At 66.6% G+C, this 20,803-nt stretch carries 19 protein-coding genes, 1 tRNA gene and 1 pseudogene; 3 read left to right on the plus strand and 18 right to left on the minus strand.

Annotated elements, in window-relative coordinates:
* Nucleotides 1–46: 46 nt before the first annotated feature.
* The gene (locus ACFQ4G_RS14165; RefSeq protein ID WP_238203776.1) at nt 47–619 is read right to left on the minus strand and encodes a hypothetical protein; all 573 of its coding nucleotides are present in this window, start codon (nt 617–619) and stop codon (nt 47–49) included.
* Between the two features lie 289 nt (nt 620–908).
* On the opposite strand from ACFQ4G_RS14165, the gene ACFQ4G_RS14170 reads away from it, so the two are divergent.
* Nucleotides 909–1,457 carry a GNAT family N-acetyltransferase gene (locus ACFQ4G_RS14170; RefSeq protein ID WP_238203774.1) on the plus strand — a complete coding sequence of 183 codons (549 nt, stop codon included), beginning with the start codon at nt 909–911 and terminating at the stop codon, nt 1,455–1,457.
* A 174-nt stretch (nt 1,458–1,631) separates the two neighbouring features.
* On the opposite strand, the gene ACFQ4G_RS14175 is transcribed toward ACFQ4G_RS14170, so the two are convergent.
* From ACFQ4G_RS14175 to ACFQ4G_RS14190, 4 genes are all read right to left on the minus strand, one after another.
* Entirely contained in the window at nt 1,632–2,579 is a 948-nt protein-coding gene (locus ACFQ4G_RS14175) for a helix-turn-helix domain-containing protein (protein ID WP_238203771.1), read from the minus strand.
* A gap of 452 nt (nt 2,580–3,031) precedes the next feature.
* On the minus strand, nt 3,032–3,874 hold the full coding sequence (locus tag ACFQ4G_RS14180; RefSeq protein ID WP_238203770.1) for a substrate-binding domain-containing protein: 843 nt from the start codon (nt 3,872–3,874) through the stop codon (nt 3,032–3,034).
* Nucleotides 3,847–4,578, minus strand: a complete 732-nt coding sequence (locus ACFQ4G_RS14185; RefSeq protein WP_238203768.1) for an ATP-binding cassette domain-containing protein — start codon at nt 4,576–4,578, stop codon at nt 3,847–3,849. Before ACFQ4G_RS14185 ends, ACFQ4G_RS14180 begins: the two co-directional genes overlap by 28 nt.
* On the minus strand, nt 4,575–5,270 hold the full coding sequence (locus tag ACFQ4G_RS14190; protein ID WP_238203766.1) for an ABC transporter permease: 696 nt from the start codon (nt 5,268–5,270) through the stop codon (nt 4,575–4,577). Before ACFQ4G_RS14190 ends, ACFQ4G_RS14185 begins: the two co-directional genes overlap by 4 nt.
* Nucleotides 5,271–5,344: 74 nt before the next feature.
* Between ACFQ4G_RS14190 and ACFQ4G_RS14195 the strand changes: the two genes are divergently transcribed.
* Nucleotides 5,345–6,325 carry a helix-turn-helix transcriptional regulator gene (locus ACFQ4G_RS14195; RefSeq protein WP_238203764.1) on the plus strand — a complete coding sequence of 327 codons (981 nt, stop codon included), beginning with the start codon at nt 5,345–5,347 and terminating at the stop codon, nt 6,323–6,325.
* A gap of 25 nt (nt 6,326–6,350) precedes the next feature.
* On the opposite strand, the gene ACFQ4G_RS14200 is transcribed toward ACFQ4G_RS14195, so the two are convergent.
* The 13 genes and pseudogenes from ACFQ4G_RS14200 to ACFQ4G_RS14260 all read right to left on the minus strand — a co-directional run bounded on the left by ACFQ4G_RS14200 (nt 6,351) and on the right by ACFQ4G_RS14260 (nt 19,991).
* Nucleotides 6,351–7,079 (minus strand): amino acid ABC transporter ATP-binding protein, encoded by a 729-nt coding sequence (locus ACFQ4G_RS14200; RefSeq protein ID WP_238203954.1) that lies wholly within the window; start codon nt 7,077–7,079, stop codon nt 6,351–6,353.
* A gap of 53 nt (nt 7,080–7,132) precedes the next feature.
* Nucleotides 7,133–7,825 (minus strand): amino acid ABC transporter permease, encoded by a 693-nt coding sequence (locus ACFQ4G_RS14205; protein WP_238203762.1) that lies wholly within the window; start codon nt 7,823–7,825, stop codon nt 7,133–7,135.
* A gap of 75 nt (nt 7,826–7,900) precedes the next feature.
* Complete coding sequence (locus tag ACFQ4G_RS14210; protein ID WP_238203760.1) at nt 7,901–8,623, minus strand: amino acid ABC transporter permease; 723 nt, start codon at nt 8,621–8,623, stop codon at nt 7,901–7,903.
* A gap of 28 nt (nt 8,624–8,651) precedes the next feature.
* Nucleotides 8,652–9,590, minus strand: a complete 939-nt coding sequence (locus tag ACFQ4G_RS14215; RefSeq protein WP_238203753.1) for an amino acid ABC transporter substrate-binding protein — start codon at nt 9,588–9,590, stop codon at nt 8,652–8,654.
* A 365-nt stretch (nt 9,591–9,955) separates the two neighbouring features.
* Entirely contained in the window at nt 9,956–11,569 is a 1,614-nt protein-coding gene (locus ACFQ4G_RS14220; protein WP_238203752.1) for a porin, read from the minus strand.
* Nucleotides 11,570–12,070: 501 nt separating this feature from the next.
* Nucleotides 12,071–12,998 (minus strand): annotated as a pseudogene (locus ACFQ4G_RS14225) (lyase family protein).
* A gap of 99 nt (nt 12,999–13,097) precedes the next feature.
* Nucleotides 13,098–14,000 carry an amino acid ABC transporter substrate-binding protein gene (locus ACFQ4G_RS14230; RefSeq protein WP_238203750.1) on the minus strand — a complete coding sequence of 301 codons (903 nt, stop codon included), beginning with the start codon at nt 13,998–14,000 and terminating at the stop codon, nt 13,098–13,100.
* Nucleotides 14,001–14,052: 52 nt separating this feature from the next.
* Complete coding sequence (locus ACFQ4G_RS14235) at nt 14,053–15,330, minus strand: dicarboxylate/amino acid:cation symporter (RefSeq protein ID WP_238203748.1); 1,278 nt, start codon at nt 15,328–15,330, stop codon at nt 14,053–14,055.
* A 310-nt stretch (nt 15,331–15,640) separates the two neighbouring features.
* Entirely contained in the window at nt 15,641–16,258 is a 618-nt protein-coding gene (gene eda / locus ACFQ4G_RS14240) for a bifunctional 4-hydroxy-2-oxoglutarate aldolase/2-dehydro-3-deoxy-phosphogluconate aldolase (protein ID WP_238203746.1), read from the minus strand.
* Nucleotides 16,259–16,364: 106 nt separating this feature from the next.
* Nucleotides 16,365–18,188, minus strand: coding sequence for a phosphogluconate dehydratase (gene edd, locus ACFQ4G_RS14245; protein WP_238203744.1), 1,824 nt, complete (start codon nt 18,186–18,188; stop codon nt 16,365–16,367).
* A gap of 148 nt (nt 18,189–18,336) precedes the next feature.
* Nucleotides 18,337–18,423 (minus strand) — tRNA-Leu (locus tag ACFQ4G_RS14250).
* A 66-nt stretch (nt 18,424–18,489) separates the two neighbouring features.
* Nucleotides 18,490–19,659 (minus strand): FAD-dependent monooxygenase, encoded by a 1,170-nt coding sequence (locus ACFQ4G_RS14255; RefSeq protein ID WP_238203742.1) that lies wholly within the window; start codon nt 19,657–19,659, stop codon nt 18,490–18,492.
* A gap of 77 nt (nt 19,660–19,736) precedes the next feature.
* Nucleotides 19,737–19,991 (minus strand): zinc-finger domain-containing protein, encoded by a 255-nt coding sequence (locus tag ACFQ4G_RS14260; protein WP_238203740.1) that lies wholly within the window; start codon nt 19,989–19,991, stop codon nt 19,737–19,739.
* 442 nt (nt 19,992–20,433) lie between these two features.
* Here ACFQ4G_RS14260 and ACFQ4G_RS14265 point away from each other — a divergent pair, with 442 nt between their 5' ends.
* On the plus strand, nt 20,434–20,769 hold the full coding sequence (locus ACFQ4G_RS14265) for a cyclic-phosphate processing receiver domain-containing protein (protein WP_238203737.1): 336 nt from the start codon (nt 20,434–20,436) through the stop codon (nt 20,767–20,769).
* Nucleotides 20,770–20,803: the final 34 nt, after the last annotated feature.

A 20,803-nucleotide genomic window follows, 5' to 3' on the forward strand; every position in this document is an offset into this window, starting at 1 on the left:
GTGGAGGCCGCTTCCGTCCGGCTGGGCCGGGTGACCCGAGCGGGTCCTACTGGGCCGCTTCGAGATATTTCAGGTCGAGGGCGGCCAGCGACATCAACGGCGCGGGCATGACGACACCGTCGCGGCGGATCTGACGGGCCACGCGCTGGCATCCGGCGATGTCGTTGGCATTGGCGACCGCATCGCCCTGCTCGATGGAGGCGGCGCTCGGCGTCTTCGGCGGCGGTGCCGCAGGAGTGGCCGACGCAGCCGCAGCCGCGGGGGCCGGGGCTTGAGCCGAAGCGCCCGACGGAGCGGCCGCATTCTGCGACGCGCCCTGAGGACCGGCCGCGCCGGGGCCGCTCTGCGCGGTCGGACCGCTCAGGCCGGAATCCCTCTGCGTATCGCTGGCGCCCGACGGCTTCTGTGAGCCCGTGCCCGGCGCCGTCACGGCCGTGCTCGTATCGGCCTTGGCCGGACCGGCAGAGGTCGGCTGGGCGGGCGGGTGCAGGAAGGCAACGAGTTCCTTGCAGATATTGGCCGGCTTGCCCGCCGATTCCGCCGAGGCCATTGCCGGAAGGAGCACCATCGTCGCCGTCGCGGCCCCGATGGCGAAGCCTCTGATACCCGAACCTGTCATGTCACGCCCCTCCCGAGGCCAAGCCGCCGCATGTCGAGCGGCGCCGATCCTTCGGGGAAAGGTGCGCGGCCGAGGAGACCTGTCAAGGGCGGGTGTTTCCAGGTCGCGCGCCGGGTTGAGTGTCGAGAGAACAGCCGGCGACGCGTGGCCGGCGGTCGTCGCCGAGCCTCTTTCATGAATTACGAGACCGGGGAACGTCGAAGCGACGGCCTTTGCGGTTGACCGATGACCGTATTCGCGGCGTCTGTCCCCTGATCCATCGTCATTCGGATCGAAGAGCGGTCGAGCCATGTCCTCTCCGACGCCTGCGAATGTCCGGCCAGCGGAGGAGGACGATCTCGCCGCCGTCGCGGCCATCTACGCCCACCATGTCCGACACAGCACGGCGTCGTTCGAGGCCGAACCGCCGGACATCGTCGAGATCGCACGCCGCCGCGCATCGTCCGTGCAGGGCGGTCACCCCTATTTCGTGGCCGAACAGGCGGGCGTGGTCGTCGGCTACGCCTATTCGGGCCCCTATCGTCCACGGGCCGCCTACCGCAACACGGTCGAGACCTCGATCTACCTCCATCCCGACGCGATGGGGCGCGGCCTCGGGACCCTGCTGCTCGAAGCCTTGATCAGAGCCTGCGAGAGACACGGCTTCCGACAGATGATCGCCGTCGTCGGCGACAGCACCAATCGCGCCTCGATCCGATTGCACGAGCGCCAAGGCTTTCGCCGCGTCGGCACCCTGGAGGCCGTCGGCTTCAAGCACGGACGCTGGCTCGATGTCGTCCTGCTCCAGCGCAATCTCGGCGAGGGCGCGTCCTCGGTGCCTGGGGCGCAGGGCGCCTGACGAACTGCCACTTCGCTCCGTATGGCCTTCTCCCGACGCCGCGTTCTATCCCAGTGGTCGAAATCCGACGTCTGGCACCCACCCGGAACGATTGAGTTGGGCGGGCGACGTGGCGTCCTGGCCCGGCTGGTGACGCGATTGGTGGCCGCCCCAGGTCTGGTCAAGCGTCCGCCCTCAGGTGTTCGAGTTTCTGAGATCGCGCGGCGCGGTTCCGAAGCGCCGCCGGAAGGCGGTGCTGAAGACCGACGCGTTGGTGAAGCCGCACCGGTACATGATGGTCGCGATGCTGTCGCTGGCATGTGCAGGCGCCAACAACTGGCGATGCGCCCGGTCGAGGCGCGTGTCGCGGATCGCCGCCGCCACGCCCTCGCCGTCGGCGAAGGCGGCGTAGAGACGGTTGCGGGAGACGCACAACGCCCGGTACAGGGTGTCGGGACCGAACCCCGGATCGTGTAGGCTGCGTTCGATGTGCACCGCGGCCAGTGACCGCAGCGCGTCCGCTGTGACGTCGCCCGTGCGAGCGCCCACCAAACCCCGGAACAGGTGGAGGGTGCCCTCGACTGCGATGCCGGCCTCGGTCTCCGTCATGCCCGGCACCAAGGCCGCGTAGGACCGCAGGTAGGTCGCGAACAGCGCATTGAGGGGGCCGTGGCCGATCATGCGCCCGGCGTAGGCTTCCGGCTCGCCGACATGGGCCCTGAAGGCCGCGCGCGTCGAGCTAAGCCGGATCTCCTCGTAATCCTCGTAGGCCCCGATCAGGAACGGGCGTCCGGAGTCGGTGACGCTGATGTCGCCGGGAGCCATCCGCCCGCCGCGGGTCCCTTGTTCGAAGTACTGGGTACCGCGCAGGACCAGGGCGATTGTGATGGTGTCGCGCCCGTCTTGGCGGACATGGCGCGCCGTGCGCTCGACATCGACCCGCGGGCCCTCGGTGTGCAGCAAGGTGCTGTGGGCCGTGACGGCGACGAGACGACTGGCTGCGAACGACCGCCGTTCCTCGGCCCCGGCGCTGGTGACGCCGGACATGGCCAGCGCCGTGTCGCGCCAGAACTCGAACGCGCGCTTCGACTCGACCTCGGCGGTGCTCTGCCTCAGCGTTTTGACGCGGGGGCGCTCGGTCAATTCATACTCCTTGGTTCAGACGCTTGGAGATCGAGACTCGCTCTGTCTGCAAGGTATGTCTGTTTGTAAATTAGCAAGACTTCAAATTTCGTATTTTTCGTATGCGTATGCGTATGCACCACGTGCTGGGTCAGGATCGAAATCTAAAGTAGGTCGATGGTTGAATAAAAACCTGTAAGGGAAGGTATCAGAGGCAAAATTAGCTTTGGTAGATGGACTTTTTCAGAGCAGGCGTACTCCTCTCAGCCAGGACAGGTCACAAATATGGGCCAGGCTGCCCGCAAGCGGACCTTCTGAACTTCAGATATGGGTCGAAAGCGGGCTCGGAACTTGGGGACCATCGGTCAAATTTAGACCGATCGTCCCCGCCGTGTCCGCCGCCCTGAGCGTGCGAGCATCGAGAGCGACCTGCTCGCATCCTGCGAGCTTCGAACGATCCCGACCTTAGGCCCTCACTTCGTCCCGGCATTCGGGAAGAAGAGCTGTTCGCCGCCGATCCGGTAGGCGGCGATGGCGGCCTGTCCCGGCGCCGAGACCAGCCAGTCGATGAAGGCCTGCCCCGCTTTCGCCTTCACATGCGGATGCTTCTCTGGGTTCACCAGCATGGCTCCGTACTGGTTGAACAGGCGCTTGTCGCCCTCCACCAGGATCTTGAGGTCGCCCCGGTTCTTGAACGACAGCCAGGTGCCGCGGTCGCTGAGGACGTAGGCGTTGGTGGCCGAGGCGGTGGTGAGCGCCGGCCCCATTCCCTGGCCGACCTCCTTGTACCAATCGCCGCGGATCGCGCCGAGGTCGAGGCCGGCCTCCTTCCAGTAGCGCAGCTCCGCGCTGTGCGTGCCGGAACGGTCGCCCCGCGAGACGAAAGGCGCCTTGGCAGCGGAGATCCTGCGCAGGGCCTCGACCACGCTGGCGCCGGCGGCACCGGCCGGATCGTCCTTCGGCCCGACGATGACGAAGTCGTTGTACATCACCGGATAGCGCTTCGTGCTCCAGCCCTCGGCGACGAACGTCTCCTCGGCCGCCGTATCGTGGACAAGGGCCACGTCGGCATCGCCGCGTCTGGCCGCGTCGAGGGCCTGCCCGGTGCCGAGAGCCACCACCTTCACGCCGATGCCGCTACTTTGCGTGAACTTCGGCAGGAGGTCCTTGAACAGGCCGGATTGCTCGGTGGAGGTGGTGGAGGCGACCGTGATGGTCTCGGCCGGTTCGGCGCGGGCCAGCGCAGTCGTCAGGCCGGATGATCCGACGACGGCGAGGAGGCCGAGGCTCAGGAATGAGCGGCGAAGGAGGTCCATGGCAATTCTCCGGCGAGATAGGCGCGCGCTTGCGGCGAGCGGGGGGACGAGAGGAGGCTGCGTGCGGGCCCATGCTCGACGGCGAGGCCATCGGCGAGGACCACCACGTCTTCGGCGAGGCGCATGACCTGACCGAGATTGTGCGAGACGAGGACAACCTTCGTGCCGGCCCGCGCCATCGACGCGACGAGTTCCTCGATGGCCTGGGCCGAGGCCGGATCGAGATTGGCCGTCGGCTCGTCGAGGAGGAGGAGGTCCGGCTTTCTCGCCCAGGCCCGCGCGAGGGCGAGGCGCTGCTGCTCGCCGCCCGAGAGACGGGTCGCCGGAGCGCCGGCCCTGTCGCCGAGGCCGACATGGTCGAGCGCGGCCCGAACCCGCTCACGACGCTCCCCGGCATCGAGGCCCAGGGGCGCCAGAGCCAGGGACACGTTCGCGGCGACGCTCGCCCGGACCATGCCGGGGCGCTGGAACACGAAGGCGGTGCCGGGCCGGCTCCCTGCCGACGCGCCGATGCGGATCGTCCCGCTCGTCGGCACCAGCAATCCGTCGATGAGGCGCAGGAGCACGCTCTTGCCCGCGCCGTTCGCACCGATGATCGCCGTGATGCCGGGCGACGTCACCGTGATATCGACGCCATTCAGGATCGGCAGGTCGCCGACACGGTAGCGGAGCCGCTCGATCGCGATGGGGACCGACGGGCTCATCCGTAGGCACGCATGGCGTAGGACCGGAGCAGCGAGGCGACGGCGCTGACCGCGACGACGATGGCGATCAGGACGATGCCGAGGGCCAGGGCGAGGGGGAGATCGCCCTTCTGCGTCTCCAGCGAGATCGCCGTGGTCATGGTGCGGGTATACCCGTCGATGTTGCCGCCGACGACGAGGACGGCGCCGATCTCCGAGATGGCACGGCCGAAGGCGGCGAGGATCGCCGTCACCAGGGAGAAGCGCGTATCGAAGATCAGGATCGCGGCGCGGCGCACCCGGCCGAGGCCGAGGGAGCGGAGCTGTTCGCCGAGATGATCCTCGGCATCGGCGACGATCTGGCGCGTCAGGGCGGCGATGAGCGGCACCACCAGGATCGTCTGCGCCGCGATCATCGCGCTGGGAGTGAAGAGCAGACCGAGGCCTCCGAAGGGGCCGGAGCGCGACAGCAGCAGGTAGAGGACGAGCCCGATGACCACCGGGGGCAACCCCATCGCCGCGTTGAGAAGGCCGACCACCGCTCTTCGCCCCCGGAAGGACGCCACGGCGACGAGGCCCCCGAGGGGCACGCCGACCAGGGTGGCGAGCCCGACGGCCGACAGGCTCACCCGCAGCGACAGGCCGGCAATGGCGATCACCTCCGGATCGAGCGCGGCGATCCGTGAAAGCGTATCCTGCAGGGTTTGAAACATGGCTCCGGTGCTGTTCGGCGGCGCTTCCTCATGCTATCGCCCAAACCGTCAGTTCAATAGGAAACGACTTGCCTATGAAGGTGGATCTGACCCTGGGCGGAACCATCGACGTGGCGGGCCGGGAGATCGCCTTCGCACCGACGCTCGCGCTTCTGGACGCCGTCGTCGCGGCGGGCTCACTTCAGGGGGCGGCGAGCCGGCTGCGCCTGTCCTACCGCTCCGCCTGGGGTCGCTTCGTCCTGCTCGAGGAGACGCTCGGACACCCCGTCATCCGCAAGACCAAGGGACACGGCACCGTCCTGACGCCCTACGGCGCTGCGTTTCACGAGGCCCTCGCCCGTGCCTCGCGGGCGAGCGAGGACATCGTCAGGCGGGAGGAGCGGGTGCTGGAGGCGGCCCTCGATGCGTTGAACGGCATCGCGAGCGGCCCGCTGCGACTGGCGATCAGCCACGATTCGGTGCTCCTCGAAGCCCTCGGCGAGATCGGTGGCATCGCCGTATCGATCGCCGGCAGCCTGGAAGCCCTCGCGAGACTGGCGAGTGGGCAGGTCGACGGGGCGGGATTCCATTTCGGTGCGGCCGTGCCGGAGCCGGGCTCGGCCTTCGCCGAGGTTCTCGCCGATCCGGCGCTCATCGCCCGCCCGGTCCTGCGCCGCGAGCAGGGATTGATGATCGCGAAGGGCAATCCGTTCGCCGTCAACGGAATCGCCGACCTGTCCGCGGCCGGTCTCCGCTTCGTCAACCGCCAGCACGGTGCGGGCACACGGATCTGGTTCGACAGGCTGTGCGCCGAAGCGGGGATGAACGCCCGCTCCATCCACGGCTACGAGACGGAGGAGTTCACGCATCAGGCGGTGGCGGCCCTGATCGCCTCCGACGCCGCCGATGTCGGGATGGGGACCCGCGCCATCGCGGAGCGCTTCGGCCTCAATTTCGTGCCGCTCGGCGAGGAGACCTACTTCCTCGCCGTTCGCGCCTTCGTCGGGGCGGAGCGGCTGGAGACGATCGCCGAGGCGATCCGGCGCCGGGCCGAATCGACCGCCGGCTATGCGTGAGGCCGTCGACCGTTCGCCTGGATTCCTAGTGAGCCAGGATCTTCGAGAGGAAGGTCTGCGCCCGCTCGGAGCGCGGCTTATCGAAGAAGTCGTCCTTGGTGGCGTCCTCGACGATCTCGCCGCGATCCATGAACACCACGCGGTTGGCCACCTTGCGGGCAAAGCCCATCTCGTGGGTGACGACCATCATCGTCATGCCTTCACGGGCGAGCTCGATCATCACGTCGAGGACCTCGCCGACCATCTCCGGGTCGAGGGCCGAGGTCGGTTCGTCGAACAGCATGACGATCGGGTTCATCGACAGGGCGCGGGCGATGGCGACGCGCTGTTGCTGACCGCCCGAGAGCTGGCCCGGATATTTGTGCGAATGCGCCGAGAGGCCGACCCGCCCGAGGAGCTTCAGGCCGCGGTCATGTGCGTCCTCCTTGGCACGGCCGAGCACCTTGCACTGGCCGAGCATCAGATTGTCGATGATCGACAGGTGCGGAAAGAGCTCGAAATGCTGGAACACCATGCCGACGCGGGCACGCAGCTTGGGAAGGTTGGTGCCCTTGGCCTGAACTCCGATCCCGTCGACGGTGATGGCCCCCTTCTGGATCGGCTCCAGGGCGTTGACGGTCTTGATCAGCGTGGACTTGCCGGAACCGGAGGGACCGCAGACGACGACCACCTCGCCCTTCGTCACCTGCGTGGTGCAGCCGTTGAGGACCTGGACCGGCCCGTACCATTTGCTGATGTTGTCGATGGCGATCATCGGCTTGCCGGAAGCCTGGGGATCGATGGCGGACATGGCGGATCCTCGAAAGCTTAGCGGATGATGGCGACGCGGCGCTGCAGACGCCGGACGAGGGTCGAGGCGGTGATGCAGATCACCAGGTAGACGGCGGCCGCGAACAGATACATCTCGACGAGGCGGCCATCGCGCTGAGCCACCTTGGAGGCGGCACCGAGGAAGTCCGTGAGCGAAATGACGTAGACCAGCGACGTGTCTTGAAAGAGGACGATGGTCTGGGTCAGCAGCAGCGGCAGCATGTTGCGGAAGGCCTGAGGCAGGATGACGGTCCGCATGGTCTGGCCATAGGTCAGCCCGATGGCCTGGGCGGCGGCCGTCTGCCCCTTCGGGATCGCCTGAATGCCGGCGCGCATGATCTCGGAGAAGAACGCCGCCTCGAACAGGGTGAAGGTGACCAGCGCCGAGGTGAAGGCGCCGACCGAGATCGGACGCGAGGCGCCCGTCATCCACTGGCCGATATAGGGGACGAGAAAGTAGAACCAGAAGATCACCAGCACGAGCGGCAGCGATCGCATGAAGTTCACGTAGATCTTGGCCGGGAGCGCCAGGGCGGTGATCCCGGACAGGCGCATCATCGCGATGATGGTGCCGAGGATGATGCCGCCCGAGGCGGCGAGCGCGGTGAGCGTCAGCGTGAACACCATCCCCGTCCCGAACAGGTACGGCAAGGATGTGAGGACGACCCCGAAGTCGAAATCCGTGAACATCGGTCCCCTAGTCCAGTCTGACGGTCGCGAAGGGTGGCAAAGTCGCGAAGGATGGCAAAACGGGTCGCGCCGACATCAGCGCGACCCCGGGACGGCGATGCGGGTCTCGAGCTTGCTCGACGCTGTGACCACCAACAGACTGATCCCGAGATAGATCAGGGTTGCCGCCGTGAAGGATTCGAAGACCTGAGAGGAGAATTCCTGCATCGAGCGGGCCCGCGCGGTGAGTTCGAGCAGACCGATCGTGAGCGCCACAGAGGTGTTCTTGAGGTTGTTCAGGAATTCAGAGGTGAGCGGCGGCAGGATCACCCGGTAGGCGTTGGGCAGCAGCACGTAGCGATAGGTCTGCCACGTGGTGAGGCCGAGCGCCGTGCCGGCCATCCGCTGCCCGCGCGGCAGGGTCTCGATGCCGGTGCGAACCTGCTCGGCGACACGGGAGGCCGTGAAGAAGCCGAGGCAGATCACCGCCGTGTAGAACGACGCGTTGGGAAGCTGCTTCAACCAGGTTCCCCAGGAGCCGGGCAGCAGCTCCGGCACCACGTAGAACCACAGGAACATCTGGACCAGCAGCGGGATGTTGCGGAACAGCTCCACATAGGTGGTGCCGACCCGTTGGGCCCCCCGGCTCGGCAGAGTGCGCAGCACCCCGATGAGCGAGCCGAGGGAAAAGGCGATGATCCAGGAGCAGAGCGCCGTGACGATCGTCCAAGTGAGGCCGGAAAGAAGCATGTCGGCGTAGGTGCCGGTGCCTTCCGGAGACGGATCGAAGAAGATCCGCCAGTTCCAATTGTAATTCATCGCCTGTCGTCTGCTCCGGTGCGGCGGCTTAGTAGGCGGCCGGGTCGGCGCTGTCGCTCGGCGACTCGAAGGCCTTCTTCATGGGATCGCTCATGGGAAGGTTCAGGTTGATGCCGCGCGGCGGGATCGGCTTGGTGAACCAGGTCTCGTAGAGCGTCTTGCCCTCGGGGCTCTTGTAGAGCTTGGCCGTGGCTTCATCGACCACCGCCTTGAACGGCGCGTCGTCCTTGCGGAGCATGATGCCGTAGGGCTCGGGCTTCGACAGCGCCTCGGTGGAGATGGCGTAGGCGCCCGGATCCTTCGAGCTCGCCGCGAGCGAGGCCAGCAGCACGTCGTCCATGACGAAGGCGGCTGCTCGGCCGGTCTCCACCATGAGGAAGGCTTCCGCGTGATCCTTGGCGGGGAGGATGGTCAGGCCGAGGCTGCGCGCGGTGTTGGCTTCGTTGATCTGGCGGATGTTGGTGGTGCCGGAGGTGGAGACGACGGTCTTGCCTTTGAGATCCTCGATCGTGTCGAGCTTGGCCGACTTCTTCGCCACGTAGCGGGTGGCGGTGAGGAAGTGGGTGTTGGTGAAGGACACCTGCTTCTGACGATCGGCGTTGTTGGTGGTCGAGCCGCATTCGAGGTCGACGGTGCCGTTCGCGATCAGGGGGATACGCGTCGCGGAGGTGACGGGGTTAAGCTTCACCTCGAGTTTGGTGAGCTTCAGGTTCGTCTTCACCGCCTCGGCGATCTTCTTGCAGATCTCGAAGGCGTAGCCCACGGGCTTCTGGTCGCCGTCGAGATAGGAGAACGGGACCGAGGCGTCGCGGTAGCCGATCGTGATCTCGCCGGTTTCCTTGATCTTCTTGAGGGTGCCGGTCAGTTCCTGGGCGCTGGCACCCGAAACGCCGAGCGGAAGGCCCGTCGCGAATGCGAAGACGACCGCCGCTGACAGAGCAGCGGACCTGTGATGACCCAAATGCATGTGAAGGCTGGCTCCCGGAGGGGTTCTCACCGATCGGACGACCGGCTCTTGAGGCTCAACGTAGCAGCGGTCCTGTCCATCGCAATCGGTGATTTGACGCCTCACCGAAGATGTCAACCGCTGACGGACACCATAGCAATCACCGTGCCGTCAGGTCGGCTCCGAAAATTTAAAGCGAGACAATCCCCTCTCTTTGAAATTCCTTCGGTCGAGGCAAGACCAGCGCTTTGCAGATCAGTGCGCGGAATGAAAAAAGGCCCGGCTTTTCAGCCGGGCCTGTCTCGTTAGATTTCGACGCATCTTGCAGGATCGGAGCGCTGCCACCGCGAGGGTATCGTTGCTCCGATCCCGACCAAGTCGGATGCTTAGAAGTCGCGCTGTACGCGGGCGCGGACCTGGAAGGTGTCGGCGGAGTCGACGGTCTTGACGGCTGCACCAGCGTTCAAGGCAGCGGCAGCGATCGCACCGTTTTTGTACTGGTCAACAACGCGGCCGTTCTGCAGACCAACCTTGGTGTAGAAGCCTTCCAGACCGATATCCAGATCCTTCACGGGCGACCAGATCAAGCTCGCGCCGGCTACGATCTGATATGTGTCGCGGAGGGTCGGGCTCAGTGAGAAAGCTCGGGTCGGAGTTCCATCGGCATTGAGGCCGCCAGTGAAGTTGTTCTGTGACAGGAACCCGGACGTTCCGAATGCGGCAGCGTGAGCTTCACGAGCCCCTCTGGCGAAAGCCAGTTCACCGTAGCTGCCGAAAACGGCCGAACGCCACTCGGGCGACCAGTAGTGAAGGAACGAACCCACGACCGTGAAGCTGGTCGAGGTCTCGATCTTGCCGGTCAACGGGTTCAGCGTCGCATCCGACATGAAGGGATCGAAGGACGCACCGTTGATCGTGCTGGCGCGGGAGGTGTAGCTGCCGTTATACGAGGAATAGCCGGTGTAGAGGGTGGCACCCTCGCCATAGGCACCCTGCAGATACAGGGTATCGCCGGGAGAGATGAACGGGGTGTTGATCTTCACACCGCCCTGGACCGCCCAGCCGTACTCGCTGGAGGGACGCTCTGCAGTGAATGCCGGGATGACACCGTTCGTCTGAATGAAATTACCGGTGTTAAGCTCCTTGACCGCTGCGGACAGCTGAGCCGAACCCCAAGCAGCATCATAGCGAAGCACGCCGACGAAATCGGGCATCCGGTTGCGCTGCGTGACATCTACGTTCTGGAACGCGATCGGAACACCAAGAGGGCTGAACGCCACAGCAACCGGCGACGGAGCACCGGATACGCCGGTCCCACCGAAGGTCTGCGAGTAGATCGTGTTGCGACGGAAGGTCGGGTCTTCGAGCGAGATCGTGGCCGAGAAGCCGTCACCGAACTTCGTCGAGTAGGCGAGGAGGTTGGTGGACTGGACGTCCGAGTTCAGGGTCGCGCCGGCGAATTCGAAGTCGTGGGCGTAGAAGTCGAAGAACGAGGAGGCGCGACCGGCGGTGAGGCCGGCGAACTGAATGAAGGCCTTGTCCGTATTCACGAACTGCTGGTCGCGACCGACCTGATCCTGGCCTGTGGCGCCGAAGGCGGAGCCGATACGCTCCTGGGTGCCGGAGCGGAGGCCGCCGGTGGCACTAGTGCGGGAGGCGAACTGGATACGGGTGAAGGCGCGCAGGGTGCCATAGGCCGTCTGCGTGCGGGCATCGACGTTGATGCGGGCGAGACCGATATAGCCGGTCGTGTCGCCCTGGCTTCCAGCGGCGCTGCGCGACGAGGTCGGCTGGTAGCCCACGTCGAGGCGGGCGCGGCCCGAGAGACGGATGCAGGTATCGGTGCCGGGGATGTAGAAGAAGCCGGCGCCGTAGGCGCTGCAGACGCGGACGTACTCGATCGGAACAGCCTTCTTCACGGGAAGATCGGCAGCGTGCGCTCCAACGACTGACGCAAAGGCTGCGGCAGAACCGAGGAGTGAGCTCTTCAAGAGCTTCATTGATATCTCCAAAAGCTTCGAGACCCGAGGGACAGGCAACTTCGACCCGGCGATGACCGAAATCCGTTTGCCTTTATTTGTTAGCCGGATGGGAACTCAGCCCCGTGACCCGACCGCGCCCCGGGGTTTTCCCAGTGCCATTTCACTCTGTGCGAGCCGGTTGCGGCCGGCAACTCGGAATCGTGAATGCCAGACGGGTTCTGAACTGCTGTGGCGGCGCTGCAACGTTTGTCAGACGGCTAAGTGTATCATCGCGCGGTCGGCTTGCTGTGCAGTCCACAACCCAAAGGAACAAAGTGGTGCTTCGAGGCGGGCTATTGGGCCCGATTATTCCAGACTCACGCAGCTTTGCTTAGTTTTTGTGCTGCGCATGCCGCTGCGCGGCCGCGCGGCCCGCTCGCGCCCCTGCTCCACAGGCATCGGACATTGCTCGAGCGTCGACCGGCCCGCGGGATGGACTTGAGGGCGAGAAGACTCGCCGACCGGGACGAATCGGCGGCATCAGGCCGGCGGGACGATCCGCGCGACTCGGGACGACCGCGTCATCGCTTCGAGTTCGAGGAGATGATCGAGCTGGCCCTGAGTCAGCAATCCCTCCTCCAGTACGATGTCGGCCACCGGCCGGTTCTCCGCCAAGGCCCGCTGGGCGACCCGGGAGCAGGCTTCGTAGCCAAGCGCCGGAACGAGGGCGGTCACGAGCCCGATCGAGCCGTGGACGAGGCTGCGGCAGCGTTCGCGATCGGCCCCGATTCCATCGACGCAGCGCTTGGTGAGGGTGTCGACCGCAGCGGTGAGCATCCGCAGGGAGCTGAGGACGCAATATCCGATGGTCGGCTCGAAGGCGTTGAGCTGGAGCTGGCCGCCCTCGGCGCAGAGGGTCACGGTGAGATCGTGGCCGATGACCAGGAACGCCATCTGGTTGACCACTTCCGGGATCACCGGGTTGACCTTGCCCTGCATGATCGAGGAGCCGGTGGTAATGGCCCAGCGGGTGCCCCATCAGTTCCAGGGCGACGTTGGCGATCACCTCGTTGGCGTTCATGTTGGTCGAAGTGCCGTCGCCGCCCTGGATCGCGTCGACCACGAAGGATTCGGCAAAGCGCGGGTCGGTGGCGATGAGGGTGCAGGCGCGGTCGATAGCGTCCGCCTTCTCCGCCGACAGGTGGCCGAGCCGCCGATTGGCGCGGGCCGCCGCCTGTTTCACCAGCGCGAGGCTCCGGACGAAGTCGGGGAAATGCCCGACCGGCACGCCGGTGATGGGAAAATTGGCGACCGCGCGCTTGGTGTGGATGCCCCAATAAGCGCCGGCCGGAACCTCACCATACCCCAGGAGATCATGCTCGGTGCGCGTCCGCGCGCCGTCCATCTCCACGGTCCGGACCGTCGCGACGGCGATGTTCTCGACCGGGGCCTCTATCTCCCTCGCCATCGGTCTTGTCCCTCGCGCCACCCCAACGGCGGGTTCGCCGAAGGCCACATGCGGCAGCGGAACCGTCGAGCCTCGTGAAGGGCCGGCCGTGACATCGGATCAATCCGGAAGCCCGATGACCTGAAAGTTGGTCCTCAGCTCATCGGACATCGGGACGTTCAGGCGCTCGCCGTTCGGCAGCCGCTTGAGGAACCAGCGCTCGTAGATCCAGCGCAGCTCGCGGGATTCGGCGAGCCGTTCGAAGGTGGCCGTCACCACGCCGGCGAACTGCCCGTCATCCTTGCGGAACATCAGGCCGTAGGGCTCGAACGACAGCTTGTCCGCCAGAACGGTATAGGACGCCCCCTCCGTGCCGGCCCCCGCGATGAGGCCGTAGAGCAGCACGTCGTCGAGGCCGAGGGCATCGGCGCGCCCGTCCTTCACCATGGCGAAGGATTCGGCGTGGTCGTGCCCGGTGACAATGGTCGTCGCCATGTTGAGCCGCGCCATCAGGGCGCGCAGGGCCGCCTCGTTGGTAGTGCCGACGGTGACCGCGACAGTCTTGCCGACGAGGTCGCGATAGGAGGTGATCGCCGAACCGCGCTTCACCAGGAGCTTCGTGGCGCTGAAATAGGTGACGGGCGAGAACGCCACCTGCTTGCGGCGCTCGGCATTCGCCGTGGTCGATCCGCATTCGAGGTCGACCTTGCCAGATGTCACGGCACCGATCCGGGTCTCCGGGGTGACGAGTTCGTAGCGCACGGTGAGGTCGTTCCGGCCGATCTCCTTGCCGATCGCATCGACCACTTCGAGGCACAGGTCGATGGCATAGCCGACCGGCTGGCCCTTCCCGTCACGGGACGAGAACGGCAGCGAGTTCTCGCGATACCCGAGAGTCACAGCACCCGTTTCGCCGATCTTCTTGAGCGTCCCGGTCAGGACGTCGATGGCGGCCGCCGGATGGATGGTGGATGCCGCCAGCAGCGCCACAGCCGCGGCGACCCTCATGCCCGTCATGCGCATTGTCCGGTTCCCGTCACGCCCCGTGATCGACAGCGATGTGCGATGCCTCAGGCTATTCGGCGGGCTCCGGCAGGGGAGACACGTCGCGGTCGAGGCTCTGGTCGGTCAGGGCGAGCTGACCTTCCCATTTCGCGACGGCGACGGTGGCGACGCTGTTGCCCAGCACGTTGGTGGCGGAGCGGCCCATATCGAGGAACTGATCGATGCCGATGATGAGCAGGAGGCCGGCCTCTGGGATGTGGAAGGTGGAGAGCGTCGCCGAGATCACCACCAGCGAGGCGCGCGGCACCCCGGCCATGCCCTTCGACGTCACCATCAGCAGCAGCAGCATCGTCATCTGCTGACCGAGCGTCAGCGGGATGTTGTAGGCCTGGGCGATGAACATCACCGCGAAGGTGCAGTACATCATCGAGCCGTCGAGGTTGAACGAGTAGCCCATCGGCAGCACGAACGAGGTGATCTTGTTCGGCACCCCGAAGCGCTCGAGGTTCTGCAGGGTCTTCGGATAGGCCGCCTCGCTCGATGCGGTGGAGAAGGCGAGGAGGAACGGCTCCTTGATCAGGTTGAGGAGGCGCTTCATCTGGTTTCCCACCAGCAGGAAGCCGGCGAAGGCCAGCAGGCACCACAGCATCGCCAGGCTGAAGTAGAACTCCACCATGAACTTGCCGTAGGTGACGAGCACGCCGATGCCCTGCGTGGTGATCGTCGCCGCGATGGCCGCGAACACAGCCACCGGCGCGAAACCCATGACGTAGCCGGTGATCTTGAGCATGACGTCGGCGAGGCCCTCGATCCCCTCCGCCAGGAGCTTGCCCTTCTCGCCGAGCGCGGCGAGCGCCACGCCGAAGAAGATCGAGAACACGACGATCTGCAGGATCTCGTTGTTGGCCATCGCTTCCACCGGGCTCTTCGGCACGAGGTGGGTCACGAATTCCTTCAGGGAGAGGGAGGCGGCCTTGAGGTTGGTGGTCGCGCCCGCATCGGGCAGTGGCAGGTTCAGGGCGTCGCCGGGCCGGAGGATGTTGACCATCACCAGACCGAGGACCAGCGAGCACAAGGAGGCGCCGACGAACCAGAGCATCGCCTTGCCGCCGACACGGCCCACCGAGGCGGTATCGCCCATATGCGCGATGCCGACGACGAGGGTCGAGAACACCAACGGCGCGATGATCATCTTGATCAGGCGAAGAAAGATGTCGCTGACGAGGGCGATGTAGCCCGAAATCTCCTTCGACGTCTGAGGGTCGGGCCAGGTGATATTACAGAGATATCCGACCGCGATCCCGAGAAGCATGCCGATGAAGATGTATGTCGTCAGCCTTGACTGCATCGTGCTACCCCACCCGCAAGATCATCGACGACATGGTCGGAGATCGTCTTCCATCCTGCATGAGACATGCCCGTGCGTCGGGCATCGCATCACGAAACCGTGAAGACACACGAAGCCTTGGGCCGGCCAAGTTGGTGTCGGGCCTAACGGCCGCGAACACTCGGTTCTGCTTCGGGCTCGGTGATCGAGCTCTCCGCAATGACGGATCTATGAGGAGGCTAGTCTTTTTCAGGTGCCGCGCAAGCACCCAACTGACGTTCTCCGAGGTCTGTTCGAGGAAGGCCTGGGCCACCCTCGACCGGCCCGCGGATCAATCCCGGCGCAGGCCGGCCGCGACGCGCGCGGCCCGGCGGATCGCCTCCGGCTGCGGCTCGCCGGCCGGAACGACCCAGCTCCCGCCGACGCAGAGAACCTGAGGGATCGCGAGCCAGTCCGGAGCGGTGGTCTCGCTGATGCCTCCCGTCGGGCAGAAGCGGACCTGCCCGAAGGGGCCGGTGAGCGCCTTCAGCGCCTTGATCCCTCCGGCGGCCTCGGCCGGGAAGAACTTGAACCGGTCGAGCCCGTGATCGAGGCCGCGCATGATGTCGGCGGCATTCGCGACGCCCGGCAGGAACGGGATGCCGCGACCGATGGCGGCCTTCGTCAGCGGATCGGTAAGGCCGGGGCTGACGATGAACTGCGCGCCCGCCTCCATCGCCGCGTCGAGATCCCGCTCGTTGAGGACTGTGCCCGCACCGACCACGGCGCCTTCCACCTGCGCCATGATGCGGATCACCTCCAGCGCGGAAGAGGTCCGCAGGGTCACCTCCAGCGCGGTCAGTCCCCCATCCACGAGGGCCCTGGCGATCGGCTCGGCATGACGGGCGTCCTCGATCACGAGAACGGGGATCACCGGAACGGAGCGCATCAGCGCGTCGATGCTGGTCATGAAATGGTCCTCAGGGTGGTGGAAGAATGACGGGACCCGCGCGTCGCTTCCCATCTCGAAGACACGCGCGAACCGATGGGCCGGAAGACCGTCCTGTAAGACCGACCTACAATCCCGCGGCGGCCAGCATCGCGGAGGCGCCCTGCTCGGCACCGTCGGCGCCGTTGCGCATGAAGGCGAAGAGTTCGCGTCCGGTCCCCTGGACCGGCAGGGGTGCCGTCGCATCGGTCCGGTTGTCCCATTCGGCCGGATCGACGAGGGCCTGCAGCGTTCCGTCCTCGGCGCTGAGGCGGACGATGTCGCCGTCGCGCAGCTTGCCGAGCGGGCCGCCGCCGAGGGCTTCCGGGCTCAGATGGATCGCCGCCGGCACCTTGCCGGAAGCGCCGGACATGCGTCCATCGGTGACGAGGGCGACGCGGAAGCCGCGGTCCTGGAGCACGCCGAGCTGCGGCGTCAGCTTGTGCAACTCGGGCATGCCGTTGGCCTTCGGGCCCTGGAAGCGGACGACGACGACCACGTCCCGCTCCAGCTCTCCCGCCTTGAAGGCGGCCATGACGTCGTCCTGGTCGTCGAACACCCGGGCCGCCGCTTCGACCGTCCAGCGGGACGGGTCGACGGCGCTGGTCTTGAAGGTGGCGCGTCCGAGATTGCCCTTCACCAGCCGCATCCCGCCATCCGGCTGGAAGGCGTTGGCGGGACCGCGCAGGATGCTCTCGTCATGCGAGGCGGCGGGTGCGTCCTCGAACACGAGCGCGTCCTCGATCAGCTTCGGGTCGCGGGCGTGGTCGCGCAGGCGCCCGCCGGCCACGGTGAGGATGTCGTCGTGCAGGAGCCCGGCATCGATCAGGCTGGCGATGACGTAGGACATGCCGCCGGCCGCATGGAAGTGGTTCACGTCGCCCGAACCGTTGGGATAGACCTTGGCCACCTGCGGGATGACGGCGGAGAGCCGGTCGAAATCCTCCCAGTCGATCAGGATCCCGGCGGCCCTGGCGATGGCCGGCAGGTGGATCGCGTGGTTGGTGGAGCCGCCGGTGGCCAGCAGGCCGATGACCGCGTTGACGATCGCCTTCTCGTCGACGCAGCGGCCGAGGGGGCGGTAATCGTTGCCCGCGGCACCGATCTCGGTGAGCCGGTGCACTGCCGCGCGGGTCACCGCCTGGCGCAATTTCGTGCCGGGATTGATGAAGGACGCGCCGGGCATGTGCAGGCCCATCACGTCCATCATCATCTGGTTGGAATTGGCGGTGCCGTAGAAGGTACAGGTCCCGGCCCCGTGATAGGAAGCCGATTCGGATTCGAGCAGCTCGTCGCGGCCGACCTTGCCCTCGGCATAGAGCTGGCGGATGCGCTGCTTCTCCTTGTTGGCGAGGCCCGAGGGCATCGGCCCGGCCGGCACCAGGATCATCGGCAGGTGCCCGAAGCGCAGCGCGCCGATGAGCAGGCCCGGCACGATCTTGTCGCAGATGCCGAGCAGCGCCGCCCCGTCGAACATGCCGTGGCTGAGGCCCACCGCCGTGGAGAGCGCGATGGTGTCGCGCGAGAACAGCGACAATTCCATGCCGCGCTGGCCCTGGGTGACGCCGTCGCACATGGCCGGGACGCCGCCCGCCACCTGCGCGGTCGCCCCCACTTCGCGGGCGAACAGCTTCATCTGCTCCGGGTAGCGGCCGTAGGGCTGATGCGCGGAGAGCATGTCGTTATAGGCGGTGACGATGCCGATATTCATCGATCGGCCCGACTTGATCGCCGCCTTGTCCTCGCCGGAGGCGGCGAAGCCATGGGCGAGGTTGCCGCAATTGAGCATCGGCCGGTGTACGCCGGCATCGCGTTCGCGGGCGATCAGGTCGAGATAGCTGCGCCGCGTCGCCTTCGAGCGCGCGATCACGCGCTCGGTGACGGCGGCGACTTCCGGGTGAAGCTCGGTCATGGCAGATCCTTCCCTCGCTGCGTGCGAAGCGCCTGCTGTCAGGAACGTAGAGAGCTCGTCTCGCCAGCGATAGATCGGTCCGCGGGCGAGACGGTCAATGACCGATCCGGCTCAGCACGTTTCAGGCCATCGCGGATCGTCGGGGCGATGGTGCGGACGGCGGGACTCGAACCCGCACAGCCTTTCAGCCGCAAGATTTTAAGTCTCGTGCGTCTACCGGTTTCGCCACGTCCGCATTGCGCGATCAGCGGTAGCGAGGGCGGGGCGTGAGATCAAGGTATTCGGATTACGGCACCCGGGATCACGGCGCCCAGCCGTAGAGCCAGTCGTAGCGCCGGCCCATTCCGGAGGGGCCGAGGCGGCGCATCACCGCGTTGCGGGCGAAACCGATCAGCTTTCCGGCATGGTAGGTCCGGCCGTTGCCGCGCGCCGCCGATTGCACGCGCCTGGTGCGCGAGGCGCGCGTGCCGGCATAGGCGGCGAGCGAAGCCGGCACGTCGTCGGCCCTCAGCGTCAGGGCGAGCACGGCCGCATCCTCGATGGCCAGCGCCGCCCCCTGCGCCAGGAACGGCAGGACCGGATGGGCCGCGTCCCCGACGAGCGCGACCCGGCCCCGTGCCATGGGCCGGGCGGTGGGCCGGTCGACCAGGGACCAGACCAGCCAGGAATCCGGCACGGACAGCAATCCGGCCAGGATCGGTGCCGCATCGGCGAATTGCGCGCGCAGGACGGCCGGCTCGCCGAGCTGGCCCCAATCCTCGCTGCCGAGACGCTCCGGCACCACGGCGACGATGTTGATGCTCTGGCCGCCCTGGATCGGGTAATGCACCACGTGCCGGCGCCGGCCGAGCCAGAGGCCGGTCTCGTCGCCCTGCAGTTCCGGCGGGGCGGCGTCACGCGGGATCGTCGCCCGCCAGGCGGCCTCGCCGCAGGATTTCAGCGGCCTGCCGTCGAAATGTCCGCGCAGGGTGGAACGGACGCCGTCGGCGCCGACCACAAGGTCGACGGAGAGGCTGTCGGATTTCGAGCCCTGGCCGCTCTCCAGCGTCAGCTCCACGGAGGTCTTCGTCTCGGTGAGGCCCTTCACGTCCCGGCCCATCAGCAGGCGGATTCCCGGCCGGCCGCGCACGGCATCGAGCAGCAGCGTCTGCAGATCGGCCCGGTGGATGACATAGTAAGGCGCGCCGTGGCGGCCGCGCAGGTCCGCGCCAAGCTCGACGCCGCCGATCTCGCGCGCCGTCGCGAGGGCGCGGACCACGACCCTCGGTGGTTCGCTCGCTGCCCGGCGCAAAGCGGGCCCGAGGCCGAGGGCGATGAGCACGCGGCTGGCATTGGGGGAGAGCTGCAGCCCGGCACCGACCTCGCTGAAGCCGGTGCGCCGCTCGATCAGCGTCACGCGATGCCCGGCGGCATCGAGGGCGAGAGCGGCGGTCAGGCCGCCGATCCCGGCGCCGACGATGGCGACGCTCAATCCGGAGCCGATTCCGGGCGTCGCGTGCGATGCTCTGGGGCCGAGGAAGCCGGATGTCACCGGGGGCGCTTAAGCAATCAGGCGGCCTTGGCGCCGTGATCGTCCCAGACGCAAGCCGCCGGATCGGCGGTACCGGCCTTCAGGCTCGGCCGATAGCGGTAGAGCGTCGAGCAATACTGGCAGATGATCTCGTCGTCGGTCCCCATGTCGAGGAAGACGTGCGGGTGATCGAAGGGCGGCTTGGCGCCGATGCACATGAACTCCTTCGAGCCCACATGGATCACGGCGACTCCGAGATCGTTGTGGAAGTGCGGCACCGCCTTGTCAGCCATCGCCCGATCCTGCCTCCGGCCCGTCGGCGTCGAACCCCGCCCGGGCACCATTGATCCGTCGGGGGCATTCTCTACCCGCTCGATGGCGCCAAGCCTAGCACCGACGATAAGCCTAGCGCCGAGGATCCCGCAATCCTCGTGCGCGCACTCGCCTGACATTCTCGCCGGCAACGGCCGGATGGTTCGGTTCTTCGCCCCGTATAGCCGCTGCGATGCGAAGCGGGTCGGGCGACCGGGTGGAGCCGCCCGACCCGCCGTCACCCCGTTGCCGGTTGAGGCGGGCAAATGAAGCGACCTGTCGAACAGGCCACCCGCGGCAGAAGCCGTCAATTGCCTCTTTCGAGGTAGCCGGCCTTCCCCCTTCCTAGACGTTGGAATCCCCTCGCCGACCCTGGGCCGGTTTGGTGCGTTGGTGTACACTCGACCACAGCGAGGTCCTGCTGTGAGCTACCGCCTCTTCCTCGACGACGAGCGCGACCCGCCTTCCGAGGGCGACTGGGACGTCGTGCGCTCGCTGGAAGCCGCGCAGGCCGTCGTCCTGCTGCGGGGAATGCCCGCTTTCGTCTCCTTCGACCACGATCTCGGTGCGGACGATGATGGAAAGCCCCTGGCGACGGGCGCGGACTTCGCGCATTGGCTCGGCGGCTTCGTCCTCGACAACGGCCTGAGCCTGAACGGCTTCACGTGGTCCGTTCACAGCCAGAACCCGATCGGCGCCGCCAACATCGACGGCTATCTGCGAAACCTCGTCGAGTGGCTGGACCGCGGCGCCCGCTGACATCCGGGCGTCGGGCAGCGAAGGCCGAGAGCCT

The organism is Methylobacterium marchantiae (assembly GCF_042679825.1).
GTDB lineage: Bacteria > Pseudomonadota > Alphaproteobacteria > Rhizobiales > Beijerinckiaceae > Methylobacterium > Methylobacterium marchantiae.